This window comes from Luteibacter aegosomatissinici, from assembly GCF_023078495.1.
Taxonomy (GTDB): Bacteria; Pseudomonadota; Gammaproteobacteria; order Xanthomonadales; family Rhodanobacteraceae; genus Luteibacter; species Luteibacter aegosomatissinici.
Window position 1 is genome coordinate 2,016,516 of the sequence record NZ_CP095742.1, and the last position, 12,508, is coordinate 2,029,023.

A 12,508-nucleotide genomic window follows, 5' to 3' on the forward strand; every position below is an offset into this window, starting at 1 on the left:
AGAATCCATGATCCACCCGGCCCATGCCGGTTTCACATGCCATTGTAAGAGGATTGACTGACCATGAAGTCGCGCGCCGCTGTTGCCTGGGAAGCAGGAAAGCCCCTCTCCATCGAGGAGATCGACGTCCAGGGCCCCAAGGCGGGCGAGGTGCTTGTACGCATCGTGGCGACCGGCGTTTGCCATACCGATGCGTTCACGCTGTCAGGGGCCGACCCGGAAGGTGCCTTCCCGGTCATCCTGGGGCACGAAGGCGGTGGCATCGTCGAGGAGGTCGGCGAGGGGGTGACCACCCTCAAGCCGGGTGACCACGTCATCCCGCTCTACACGCCCGAGTGCGGTGAGTGTTCGTTCTGCCGCTCGGGCAAGACGAATCTTTGCCAGAAGATCCGCCTGACCCAGGGCAAGGGCGTCATGCCCGACGGTACCTCGCGCTTCTCCATGGGCGGCAAGTCGCTTCTCCACTACATGGGCACCAGCACCTTCAGCGAATACACGGTGCTCCCGGAGATTTCGCTGGCGAAAATCAATAAGGACGCACCACTCGACAAGGTCTGCCTGCTCGGCTGTGGCGTCACCACTGGCATTGGCGCGGTACTCAATACGGCGAAAGTCGAGCCGGGCGCCACCGTGGCCGTGTTCGGCATGGGTGGCATTGGCCTTTCGGTCGTGCAGGGCGCGGTGATGGCGAAGGCCAGCCGGATCATCTGCATCGACACCAATCCGTCCAAGTTCGAGATGGCGAAGATATTGGGCGCCACCGATTTCGTGAATCCGCGTGATTACCCGGATACGCCGATCCAGCAGGTCATCGTCGACCTGACCGATGGTGGCGTGGATTATTCCTTCGAGTGCATCGGTAATGTCGATGTGATGCGTTCGGCCCTGGAGTGTTGCCACAAGGGCTGGGGCGAGTCGATCATCATTGGCGTGGCCGGCGCCGGCCAGGAGATCCGTACTCGCCCGTTCCAGCTGGTCACCGGCCGCGTCTGGCGCGGTTCCGCGTTCGGCGGCGTGAAGGGCCGCACGGAACTGCCCGGCTATGTCGAACGCTACATGGGTGGTGAGATCAAGATCGATCCCATGATCACGTATACGATGGGGCTGGATGACATCAATCGCGCATTCGACCTGATGCACGAAGGCAAGGCCATCCGCTCCGTCATTCTTTACTGAGTGCCCTGATGAACGAGACGATCGACCTTATCCGCCGTTACTACGATGCCTTCAATCGCGGCGATTGGAATGGCATGCTCGATCTGCTGGATGAGCACGTGGCCCATGATGTGAACCAGGGTGGCCGTGAAACCGGCCGCGCCCGTTTCGCCGCCTTTCTCGAGCGCATGAACGTCAGCTACGCCGAGCAGCTGAAGAATATCGTCGTGATGGCCAACGAGAAGGGTGACCGCGCCGCCGCGGAATACGTGGTGCATGGCGAATACAAGGCCACGGATGACGGCCTGCCGCTCGCCCAGGGCCAGAGCTATGTCTTGCCGGGTGGTGCGTTCTTCGATGTGGCAGGCGGCAGGATCACCCGCGTCAGCAACTACTACAACCTGGAAGACTGGCTGGCCCAGGTGCGCCGCGTCGACGTCGATTGACCTTGAAGCCGGGGTGGTGGGGCCGCAGGTCATGCCCTGACCCCACCACCAAGGCAAGGCATGGCCTGGACGAACCCTTACTTCGACGCTGCCAAAGGTCATCACACGCGTGACGGCTTCCGTAACCTCGAGCCGGAAACGCGCGAGCCCGGTGGCCTGAAGCGCTGGCGCCGCGAGCGCAAGGAGCAACAGCTTCCACGGCCGCCCGACGAGGGCTACGAGGCATTCACCCGCCGCTGGTGGCAGCGGGCCGATTTCGCAGGTTCCGGCGATGCCGCGTGGTGGCTGGGCCACGCCACGGTCCTTGTGCGGCGGCAGGGGCTCACGGTGATCACCGATCCCGTCCTCGGCAAGCGCGCCTCGCCCCTCTCGTTCGCGGGCCCGATGCGGCGTACGCCCGCACCGGTGGAGGTCGCGACGCTGCCACAGATCGATGTCGTGGTGATCTCGCACAATCATTATGACCACCTGGATCGCGACAGCGTGCACGCCATTGCCCGCCGCTTTCCCAAGGCAGTGTTCCTTGTGCCGTTGGGATTGAAGCGCTGGTTCGATCGCGAACGCATTGGCAACGTGCGAGAACTCGACTGGTGGGCGTCCACGGATATCGAAGGCACCGTGTTCACCTTCGTGCCTGCCCGTCATTGGAGTGCCCGCACGCTCTGGGATCGCAACCGATCGCTGTGGGGCGGCTGGGTGATGGCCCAGGATGGCTACCGGTTCTGGTTTGCCGGCGATACGGGCTATTCCGACAAACTGGCCGAGATTGGCCGCCGCGCGGGACCCATCGACCTGGCGGCGATTCCCATTGGCGCGTACGCGCCGCGATGGTTCATGCATGGCCAGCACGTGGATCCGGCACAGGCGGTGCAGCTGCACCGTGATATTGGCGTCCGGCGGTCGATCGCCATCCATTGGGGCGTGTTCGAGCTGGCCGACGATCAGCTTGACGAGCCGCCGCGCTTGCTCGCCGAGGCGCTGGGGGCGGAGGGCCTGACAGGCGACGATTTCATGCTGCTGAACATTGGCGGCCGGATTGCGCTCTAATGTGCACCCCTTGACCCCGAAGTGCCCCGCCATGCCCTCGCAAACCTTCCAGCTTGAAGGCGAATTCGTCGAACTCAACCAACTGCTGAAACTGGCCGGCATTACCGCCAGCGGTGGCGAAGGCAAACACCTGGTGGCCGATGGCCTGGTCACGGTCGATGGCGTGGTGGAGCTGCGCAAGACGTGCAAGATCCGCGCGGGCCAGGTCGTGGAAATCGACGACGAAATTATCAAGGTCGTCTGAGTGGGGTGGTGTCGCTCTCTATAGGAGCGTGCTAGCACGCGATAAGCCAACAACGCGATGAAACCAACCAAAAGAAAAAGCCGGTGTCTCACGACACCGGCTTTTTTCGTTCATGCGCTGGTGATTACATGCCGCCGGCGGTCGACGACTTGGCCGGTTCCGCGGTGGTGCTCTTCTTGTGCTTCTTGTGGGTCGACTTCATCGAGCCATTCTCGCTACCCGCAGCACTGCTGGCTGCGCCGTCTTTCTTCATGGCATCAGAACTGGAGTGCATGGCCGAGCCAGCGGTGGAGGCGGGCGTCGGGTCGGTCTTCGAAGCGGCATCCTGCGCGAAGGCGGCGCCGCTCATGATGGTGCAGCCGGCGAGCATGGCGAGGATCAGTTTCGTGTTGCGCATGACGAATCTCTCCTGGAACTTTTAGTGAGCGCCTTGGATTCAAAAGCGGCTGCGCCGGGCGCGGCGGCGTGGCTCGCTTACAGACCGGAATGTGTGCGGTCGGTGCAGACGCTATCGCTTTTTGGATGAACAAAGTGGGTCTCGCTCTGCGGTTCCTAGGCATCCATTCAGGTGGACATTACAAACCGTTAAGCGATGGCGGGAAACGTTTTGCAGTGCACTATGAATGCGCTATTGGAAATCGCGGGAAACCGAGCCGAACGAGGGCAGGAGATCGCTGAAATCCAGTAACCGGTAAGCCACGAGATGGTGTACGCCATCGATGGATTGCCATTGCCCATCCACGGCAAGCAGCACCGCATCCAGCAGCGCCTGGCGGCAGGCTTCCGCCACCTTTGGCCTCACGATCACATTCACTTGTCCGGTTTCGTCTTCCAGCGTCACGAAGGTAATGCCACTGGCGGTTTGCGGGCGCTGGCGCACGGTGACGAGGCCCGCATGGCGAAGCCATGCACCATTTCGGATAGCGAGAAGATCGCGTGCGCGGCGGACGCGACGCGATAGCAAGTTCTTGCGAACCAGCGATAGCGGATGGCCGCTAAGCGAGAGGCCGTGCGTGGCGTAATCAGCGAAAACGTTTTCGGCCAACGAGGGTGGTCGCAGTGTGGTGCGCTCCTCTGCCACGGCATCAAGCAGGGGCAGCGTGCGCTCGATGCCGGCGCTTTCCCATCGCGCACGGTGCCGATGGCCGCTGAGGGTGCGCAAGGCACCGGCATCCGCCAGGCGTTCGCGTTCGAAGCGGTTGAGGTGTGCGCGGCTGGCAAGGTCGGCGAGGTCGCGCAGCGGTGCCTGCATGCGGGCAGCGACGATACGTTCGCCAAGGTCGGTCGAAAGGCCGCCGATCATTCGCAAGCCCAGCCGAAGCGCGAATGTGCCCGGCTGTTTGGGGCGCGCTTCGAGCGTGCAATCCCAGTCGCTTGCGGTGACATCCGGTGGCCGTACTTCGATGCCATGGCGGCGGGCATCGGCCACCAGCTGGGCCGGGGCATAAAAGCCCATGGGCTGGCTGTTGAGCAATGCACAGGTAAACACTTCGGGGTGGTGGCACTTCAGGTACGAAGAGGCGTAGGCGATCAGCGCGAAACCCGCGGCATGCGATTCGGGAAAGCCATAGCTGCCGAACCCCTGGATCTGGTCGATGATCTGCTGGGTGAACTCCGGCGAGTAGCCATTTTGGGACATGTTCCGACGGATCTTCGGCTCGAATTTCTGCAGGCCGCCGCGGCGCTTCCATGCGGCCATGGAGCGGCGCAGTTCATCGGATTCGCCCGGTGAGAAGTCCGCGACCACCTGAAGCACATGCATCACCTGTTCCTGGAAGATCGGCACGCCGAGCGTGCGTTCCAGCACGGGGCGCACATCATGCTCGTAGACAATATCTTCGGGCGGAAGCTTCCGCCGCTGCAGGTAGGGATGCACCATGCCGCCCTGGATGGGGCCGGGGCGGACAATGGCGACCTGGATCACCAGGTCGTAGTAGCGGGCAGGCTTCAGGCGCGGAAGCATCGACATCTGCGCGCGTGATTCGATCTGGAATACGCCGATCGTATCGGCCTCCTGGATCATGGCGTAGGTCTGTGGATCCTCCATGGGGATATCGGCCAGGCGGGGGTAATCGGTGGCCTTGTGTTCGCGCAGCAGGTCCATGGCCTTGCGCATGCAGGTGAGCATGCCCAGTGCCAGGCAATCCACCTTCAGCAGCTTCATGGTTTCCAGGTCATCCTTGTCCCACTGGATGATGGTGCGATCATCCATGGCCGCGTTCTCCACCGGCACCAGGTGGTGCAATGGCGTATCGGAGATAACGAAACCACCTACATGCTGGGAAAGATGCCGTGGCATGCCGTTGAGTTCTTCCACCAGCACGACAAGCTGGCGAATGGTGCGGCTGGTGATATCGAAGCCGCGCTCGGCAAGGCGCAGCGTGATCGGCACTTCCCCATGGGCATGTGAATAGGCCCGGCTTAGCTGGTCCAGCTGATCTTCCGAAAGGCCTAGCGCCCGGCCAATGTCACGCGCTGCGCTCTTGCGCCGGTAACTGATGACCGTAGCGGCCAGCGCGGCGCGTTCACGGCCGTATTTGTTGAACACGTACTGCAGCACTTCCTCCCGCCGCTCGTGTTCGAAATCCACGTCGATATCAGGTGGCTCATCGCGTTCGACGGAAATGAAGCGTTCGAACAAGGTACTGATCTGGTCCGGGTTCACTTCGGTAATGCCCAGGCAGAAGCACACCACCGAATTGGCCGCCGACCCGCGGCCCTGGCAAAGGATCTGGCGTGAGCGGGCGAAACGCACGATGTCGTGCACGGTAAGGAAGAAAGCCTCGTATTTCATTGTGGCGACGAGGCTTAGTTCCATTTCAATGCGTTCGCGCAGCGTATCGTCGATGCGGCCATGCCAGCGCGTGGCGGCGCCTTCCCAGGTGAGTTGGCGCAGGTAAGCCGTGGCATCCATGCCTGCGGGGACCAGCTCACGTGGGTAAACGTAATTGATGCCGCGAATATCGAAGCCGATGCAGCGTACCGCCACCACCTGGGTTTCTTCGAGCAGGTCACGGGGATAAATGCGGGCCAGTGTTTCGCGCCTGCGAAGATGGCGCTCGCCATTGGGGAACAGTGCAGCGCCTGCATCGGCCAGGGGGCGGTTCACCCGGATGGCGGTCATCACATCCTGCAGGGCGCGGCGGCGGCGCAGGTGCATGTGTACGTCGCCCGTGGCGACACAGGGCAATGCGTGGCGGGCCCCCAGTTCGCGCAGCATCGCCAGTTCGGCTTCATCGTGCTGGCCACGGTGCAGTTCCACGGCAAGCCATGCACGCCCGCTGAAATGCGTTGCCACCCACGCGGCGCGTTCTTCGTGAATCGTGGTGGCCGTGGCCGCCCATGGGCCTGGGGCCCACAGCAGGCACAAGCCATCGCCTAGTGTTTCCAGGTCGCTACGGTGCAGTTGGTAACTGCCCTTGGGCGCACGACGCCGGGCCAGGGTCACCAGCCGGCACAGTTCGGTGTAGCCAGCCTGGCTTTCCACCAGCAACACCAGCACGGTGCCATCAGCGAGCCGGAACTCGCTGCCGGTGATAAGGGGAAGCTCCACCTCCAGGGAGGCTTCCAGCGCACGCACGATCCCCGATAGCGAACATTCATCGGTGATGGCGAGAGCGGTATAACCAAGGTCCTTCGCGCGTTCGAACAATTCGCGCGCGCTCGATGCCCCGCGCTGGAAGCTGAAATCGCTTAGTGCGTGCAGTTCGGCGTAGACGGGGGGAGCGATATCGCCGTCGTTCGCCGAATGGTCAGGCAAACCAGCCATGCAGCATCCACCCATCCAGTGTGCCTGGTGGGAGGTAAGCCCAGGCGTGCTGGCCGTGCACGGTTTTTACGATGTAGTAGTCGCGGCGCGTGTCACCGCCATCCCACCAGCCGCTTTCGATGCGTTCTGGCCCGGCCAGCACGGCGGCCGGCTCGGGGCGCATAGGCAGCGGGCGCGGCAACAACCATAGCGGGCGTCGCCCCCGTGGTAGCGACACTGTGACAGTGGGCGCGCCATAACGCGATGCACGCTCCGGGCGGTGATCGTTCACGACGGTAAGCTGGCGCAGGGCCGCATCGCCCAGGCGCGCGCGCAGGCGTTCGTCCAGCGTGGGCCAATCGAGCCCATCACCGCGAATGGGCTCAAACAGGTCGCGTACGGGCGGCCGGAAGACTGGTAGCTCATCGGCATGCAGTTCAATCGAACGCGCCGGGGCAGGGAGTGTCGCGCGCTCCAGCCGCGTGCGGGCCAGTTCGAACAGTCGATCGGCATCGCGTTGCGGCGCCGCCATGGCCACGCCGATACGTGTACTTTCCCCGCGCGCATGCTCAAGCGTCAGTGTGAAACGCTGCACGCCGCCGTCGCGTGCCGCCAGCATGTTGGCCAGGGCGCGAGTAAGTCGGCGTAGTGGAAAAAGCAGTGGCTGGCTGCCATCCAGTTCAGCATCAAATTCAATCTTCTGCACGAAACTCGCAGGCGGTTGCCATGCGGGCAATGCATCCGAGGCGTGGCCACGAATCCGGTCGAGCCAGTTCACGCCGGCACGGCCAATACGCCGGGTGAGTTCGGGCCGGGGGAGGCGGAATACATCATCCAGACGGCGAAAGCCCATGGCATGCAGCGCGGTGACGGCGGTGCCTGGCAAGCCGCTTTGCGTGAGGGGCAGGGCACCCAGCATGCGGATGACTCCCTCGCGTGCAGGGATCACCATGCCATCCGCGGTGGCGGCGAAAACCCATGACGCGGATGCGAACGGCGTAGCGGCCAGTGTGTGCGGGTGGCCCTGCTCACGCAGGCCTGTGGTGACTCGTTCAACCAGTAGGGGCCAGCCATCGAACAGGCGCAGGCTGGCCCCAACCTCCATGAGAATGGCGTTCGGGGGCACCAGGCTGACATGGCCGCTGAACTGGTAGCACCACGCAGCCAGCTCGCTTAGCAGGCGCTTCTCGGCATCGCGATCGCGCGGACGCACTTCCAGTGCAGGGCATAACGCGCGAGCGGCAGCCACGCTTTGCCCGCGGCGTATGCCGTGCGCGCGAGCTTCGTCATTGGCAGTGGCGATCAGCCGCTGGCGGGCGTGGGTATCGAGCAGGGCGGAGGGGCCTGCCTCCGGTGCCACGGCGAAGGCGGCGGAGAACGCCAGGCCGGGAAAACGGAGGCAGGCCCAAAGCATGGTTGCGGAAACGGGGCAAAAAAGAGGTGCCCGGCATGGCGGCGGATGAGGGACGACGCCATGCCGGACAAACCTCAGGCCCGCATACGCAACAGCGGAGCGGTGGTGGTCAGCAGGCCACGCGACTTGAGGACATCCACATAGGTGGCCTCATCGCTGTTGCTGACCTTGATGCGGAGCGCCGCCGGGCTGTTTTGCGCGGCGTGCTCGGCGGAACGGAAGATCATGGCGCAGGCATCGCCGCTTTCGGCGGCCAGTTGCAGGCGGCGCAGGCTGCGGTAATCGATATCCGGCAGCCAGCCGACCACGGCGCCGCAGCAGCCGGAGCGCAGGCACTGCTCCATGCTCCACGCAGCCTCGGTGGAGCCCGCATGGATTTCATGCAGGAAGCGTAGATCGACGCCGGCCGCGGCCAGCGCGGGAGCATACGGTTGGTAAGGCGGCGCCACGAAGATGACGCGGCGGTGCTCCTGCGTGAGCGCGGCGAGCGCGGGCATCACCAGATCGAGTTCGCCCAGGCCATCGTGCTCGAACAGGATTTCGCTGACGGCGCCCTGCGGCCAACCGCCACCCGGCAGGCGGGTATCCAGCGAAGTCCAGCCCGTGGACAGCGCGCGCACGCGCGGCTGGCGATCGGCGGAGCGGCGCCAGATACCGGGATGATCCAGGACCTGGGCCAGGTTGTGCGAAGCAGAGGCAAGGGCAGCATTCATGGCTCAGGTCCTGCGGATGATGCCGACATAACGGCCTTCGATAGCGAAGGCGTGGCGGCGGGGGTCGACTTCGATAGGCTTGAAGTCCGGATTTTCGGGAAGCAGCAGCAGGCGGTCGCGCTCATGCTTCAGGCGCTTCACCGTGACCTCGTCATCCAGGCGTGCCACCACGATCTGGCCATCGTTGGCCGTGGCGGTGCGGTGGACGGCGAGCAGGTCGCCATCGAGGATGCCGACATCGCGCATGCTCATGCCTACCACGCGCAGCAGGTAATCGGCCCGGGGATGGAACATGGCTGGATCGATCTCCAGCTGCGATTCGATGTTTTCCTCCGCCAGGATCGGCGAGCCGGCGGCGACGCGGCCGATAAGCGGCAGCTCGTTGAGCATGGCGGCACGGATGGCAGCGGCGTTGCCGGAGGGAAGGCGCAGGCCGCGGTGCTGCGGCGAGCGCTCCAGCACACCCTTGCGCACCAGCGACTCCACGCAAGCCTGTGCGGAGCTGTGGCTGGGGAAGCCCAGCGCATCCGCGATCTCGCGCAGCGTGGGGGGAAGGCCCTCGGCCTGCAGGTACTCCCGCAGGAAATCCAGGGTCTTCTGCTGTCGCTCGGTGAGGTTCGGCGTCGTCATGTGTACATTTGTACAGAAGCCGGCGGCGGGGTGCAAGTGGCTCGTGCGCTTGCGGCGTTTCTCAGGTGAAGAAGCCTTACAAAGCTGCGGAGTTCAAAAGGATTTTCCTACACGAAGGCGTGGGCCAGGGCTAATCGATCTGAAGTGCCAGAACGGTAATTCTATGGAAACCGTCCACTTAGGGAATCCATGTCCCATGACCTTCACCACGCACGACGCTTTGCCCATGGCAGGCCATGCCGATGAGTTTGCATCACGAGTTGTCGCTGGTGACCATGCCAGCCTCAATGCACGCGTCACGAGGCTCGAAACTGGCATGGAATACATCCGCGAAGATATCCGCAACCTCCGTTTGGAGTTGCGCGATACCCGTACCGAGCTTCGAACGGATATCCGCGATCTTCGCTCCGAATTGCGAACCGACTTTCGTCTTTTGTTCGGTTCCATGGTCACGTTCGGTCTTGGCCTCGCGGGCATGATGGCCAAAGGGTTTCATTGGATTTGATGCACGATTCTGCTCCTGTTGCACGTTTATGCACGATTGCGTACATTGCTGCGCATTCCCTCTCCCCATGGAATGCGCATGAATCCCACCCGGGCCACCCGGCTCATCTTTCTTCTCTCGGGCATTGGCATGGCCAGTTGGGCGCCCATGGTGCCTTACGCCAAGGCGAGCCTCGGCCTCGATGACGGTACCCTTGGCCTCGTACTGTTATGCATGGGCTGTGGCGCGGCGGCCGCCATGCCGCTTGCGGGGTTCCTGACCCACCGCTTCGGCAATCGCGATGTCATCGGTGTCAGTGGTCTGCTGGTCTGCCTCGCGCTGCCCTTGCTTACCCTGGTTTCCAGTGCGTGGGCTCTTGGCGCCGCGCTCCTGTTCTTCGGCGCATCGCTGGGCGTCATCGACGTTTCCATGAACGCCCATGCCGTGGATGTGGAAAAGATGCGCGGCAAGCCGATGATGTCGGGCTTCCATGGGCTCTTCAGTGTGGGTGGCCTTGTGGGGTCGGCCGGCATGGCGGCTTTGCTGAAGGCGGGTGCGCCGCTTACCGGCAGCGCCGTCGCGGTCTCGCTCGGGCTGCTGGTCATCGTGCTTACCCAGTGGAAGCACCTCCTCGTACGTCACGAAGAGGATCACGCGGATGCCCGCGCGCCGTTCCGCATGCCGGGTGGCGCGGTGTTTCTCCTCGGGTTCCTGTGCATGGTGGTATTCCTGGCCGAGGGTTCCATGCTCGACTGGAGCGCTGTTTTCCTGCGCTTTTCGCGCGGCTTCGATGCGTCGTCAGCGGGCCTTGGCTACGCTGCATTTTCCATCGCCATGGCGGTATGCCGTCTGCTGGGGGATCGCATTACCGCGCATATCGGCCCCGTCGCCATCGTGCGTGGCGGGAGTCTCATCGCCGCTGCCGGTTTCCTCGCCGCCACGCTCATCCCCTCGGGTCCGGTGGCGTTGTTTGGTTTCGTGCTGGTCGGTATCGGCGCATCCAACATCGTGCCCGTGCTGTTCAGTGCCGCCGGGCGGCATGGTGGCGCATCGCCTGGCGTCGGCATCGCCATCGTTACTGCGCTCGGCTATGCAGGCATGCTGGCTGGCCCGGCTGCCATTGGCTTCGTGGCCCACCTGAGCACACTGTCCATCGCCCTTGCCGGTGTGGGTGGCCTGCTCGTCATCGTTTCCCTCTGCGCGTCCATCGCGCGTCGTTGATCCGGAGCTTTCCATGTATTCCAAGCGTGATGTCGTGATCTTCGATTTCGGTGGTGTGCTCGTCGACTGGAACCCGCGGTATCTTTACCGCAAGCTGTTTGGTGATGATGAAGCGGGCATGGAGCGCTTTCTTGCCGAGGTCACCACCACCGAATGGAACCTGCGCCAGGATGCGGGGCGCCCATGGAAGGACGCGCTGGAGGAGCTGACGACAAAGCACCCCGAACATGTCGATCTGATCACGGCGTTCCATGAGCGGTGGGAAGAGACACTGAAGGGCCCGATCGACGACAGCATCGCCATCCTGCGCGACCTCAAGCAGGCCGGCCACCTGCTTTATGGGCTCACCAACTGGTCGGGCGAGACCTTCCCGATCGCGCGTGCCCGCTACGAGTTCTTCAACTGGTTTGACGGCATCGTGGTCTCGGGCGACGAGGGCACGATCAAGCCTGATCCGAGGCTCTACGAAACGCTGTTGGAGCGCTACGACATCGATCCCAGGCGTGCGGTCTTCATCGACGACAACAAGGTGAATGTCGATGCGGCCGAGGCGCTCGGCATCCATGGGATCCACTTTTATTCGCCGGCGCAGCTTCGCGCTGAACTCATTGCGCTGGGTTTCCTGCCGAAATGAGTGCCCCGGATACCACGCTGCCGCGTGAACGCCAGCAACTGATCCTCGAGCGCCTGCAGCGGGAAGGGAAGGTCGTGGCCGTCGAGCTGGCCCAGGCATTCCATGTATCGGAAGACTCGATTCGCCGTGACCTGCGCGATCTGGCGGCACAAGGCCTGTGCCGTCGGGTTTACGGTGGTGCACTGCTTGCCCCGCACATCGCGCCGCTGGGCGAACGGCACAGCGAGCGCGCGGAACTCAAGCGCACGCTTGGCCGCGCGGCCGCGGCGCTGGTGGGGGAGGGGCAGATCCTGTTTATCGATGCCGGGTCCACCAACACGGCGCTAGCCAAGGCGCTGCCCGATCACCGCGAGCTTACGGTGGTGACGAATGCCCCCGATGTGGCCTTGGCCGTATTGGGCCGGCCCGGCTTCGACGTGGTGCTCCTGGGCGGCACGGTCGATCCTCATATCGGCGGGGCTATCGGTTCGCGCACGCTGCGCCAGGCGCAGGATATTCGCGCGGATTTCTGTTTCCCTGGCGTCTGCGCCATCGACCCAAAGACCGGGTTGTGGACGATCGACGAGGAGGAGACGATGTTCAAGCAGGCGATCATCGAGGCCAGTGGTGAAACGGTGGCCATTGCCACGCCCGACAAACTGGTCGCCTCGGCGACGCATCACACCGTGCCGATCACGGCGATTACGCACCTGGTCGTGGCCTCGGATACGGAGTGGGAGGTCACGGACCATTACCGGGCGGCGGGTGTTTCGGTGCATTGGTAAGAACGGCG

At 63.5% G+C, this 12,508-nt stretch carries 13 protein-coding genes; 8 read left to right on the forward strand and 5 right to left on the reverse strand.

What is annotated here, in order from left to right; translation table 11 throughout:
* Positions 1-63 precede the first annotated feature (63 nt).
* Genes L2Y97_RS09015 through L2Y97_RS09030 form a run of 4 tightly spaced genes read left to right on the forward strand, consistent with a single transcriptional unit; the run spans position 64 to position 2,892 of the window.
* Positions 64-1,176, forward strand: a complete 1,113-nt coding sequence (locus L2Y97_RS09015; protein ID WP_247435694.1) for an S-(hydroxymethyl)glutathione dehydrogenase/class III alcohol dehydrogenase — start codon at positions 64-66, stop codon at positions 1,174-1,176.
* Positions 1,177-1,184: 8 nt separating this feature from the next.
* The gene (locus L2Y97_RS09020; RefSeq protein WP_247435697.1) at positions 1,185-1,601 is read left to right on the forward strand and encodes a ketosteroid isomerase-related protein; all 417 of its coding nucleotides are present in this window, start codon (positions 1,185-1,187) and stop codon (positions 1,599-1,601) included.
* Between the two features lie 60 nt (positions 1,602-1,661).
* Positions 1,662-2,648, forward strand: coding sequence for an MBL fold metallo-hydrolase (locus L2Y97_RS09025; RefSeq protein WP_247435699.1), 987 nt, complete (start codon positions 1,662-1,664; stop codon positions 2,646-2,648).
* A 31-nt stretch (positions 2,649-2,679) separates the two neighbouring features.
* The gene (locus L2Y97_RS09030) at positions 2,680-2,892 is read left to right on the forward strand and encodes an RNA-binding S4 domain-containing protein (RefSeq protein WP_247435701.1); all 213 of its coding nucleotides are present in this window, start codon (positions 2,680-2,682) and stop codon (positions 2,890-2,892) included.
* A 124-nt stretch (positions 2,893-3,016) separates the two neighbouring features.
* On the opposite strand, the gene L2Y97_RS09035 is transcribed toward L2Y97_RS09030, so the two are convergent.
* The 5 genes from L2Y97_RS09035 to lexA all read right to left on the reverse strand — a co-directional run bounded on the left by L2Y97_RS09035 (position 3,017) and on the right by lexA (position 9,397).
* Positions 3,017-3,289, reverse strand: a complete 273-nt coding sequence (locus L2Y97_RS09035) for a hypothetical protein (RefSeq protein WP_247435704.1) — start codon at positions 3,287-3,289, stop codon at positions 3,017-3,019.
* A gap of 231 nt (positions 3,290-3,520) precedes the next feature.
* Positions 3,521-6,661: an error-prone DNA polymerase gene (locus L2Y97_RS09040; RefSeq protein WP_247435707.1), complete on the reverse strand. Its 3,141-nt coding sequence runs from the start codon at positions 6,659-6,661 to the stop codon at positions 3,521-3,523.
* Positions 6,645-8,054, reverse strand: coding sequence for a Y-family DNA polymerase (locus L2Y97_RS09045; RefSeq protein WP_247435710.1), 1,410 nt, complete (start codon positions 8,052-8,054; stop codon positions 6,645-6,647). The genes L2Y97_RS09040 and L2Y97_RS09045 overlap by 17 nt, the downstream gene beginning before the upstream one ends.
* Before the next feature lie 74 nt (positions 8,055-8,128).
* On the reverse strand, positions 8,129-8,767 hold the full coding sequence (gene imuA / locus L2Y97_RS09050; protein ID WP_247435712.1) for a translesion DNA synthesis-associated protein ImuA: 639 nt from the start codon (positions 8,765-8,767) through the stop codon (positions 8,129-8,131).
* Between the two features lie 3 nt (positions 8,768-8,770).
* A complete protein-coding gene (lexA, locus tag L2Y97_RS09055; RefSeq protein ID WP_247435715.1) occupies positions 8,771-9,397 on the reverse strand; it encodes a transcriptional repressor LexA in 627 nt (208 codons plus the stop codon).
* Between the two features lie 196 nt (positions 9,398-9,593).
* Here lexA and L2Y97_RS09060 point away from each other — a divergent pair, with 196 nt between their 5' ends.
* The 4 genes from L2Y97_RS09060 (at position 9,594) to L2Y97_RS09075 (ending at position 12,500) form a co-directional block, all read left to right on the forward strand.
* Positions 9,594-9,902: a hypothetical protein gene (locus L2Y97_RS09060; RefSeq protein ID WP_247435717.1), complete on the forward strand. Its 309-nt coding sequence runs from the start codon at positions 9,594-9,596 to the stop codon at positions 9,900-9,902.
* A 78-nt stretch (positions 9,903-9,980) separates the two neighbouring features.
* The gene (locus L2Y97_RS09065) at positions 9,981-11,102 is read left to right on the forward strand and encodes an MFS transporter (RefSeq protein WP_247435720.1); all 1,122 of its coding nucleotides are present in this window, start codon (positions 9,981-9,983) and stop codon (positions 11,100-11,102) included.
* Between the two features lie 13 nt (positions 11,103-11,115).
* The gene (locus L2Y97_RS09070) at positions 11,116-11,736 is read left to right on the forward strand and encodes an HAD family hydrolase (protein ID WP_247435723.1); all 621 of its coding nucleotides are present in this window, start codon (positions 11,116-11,118) and stop codon (positions 11,734-11,736) included.
* A complete protein-coding gene (locus L2Y97_RS09075) occupies positions 11,733-12,500 on the forward strand; it encodes a DeoR/GlpR family DNA-binding transcription regulator (RefSeq protein ID WP_247435726.1) in 768 nt (255 codons plus the stop codon). Before L2Y97_RS09070 ends, L2Y97_RS09075 begins: the two co-directional genes overlap by 4 nt.
* Positions 12,501-12,508: the final 8 nt, after the last annotated feature.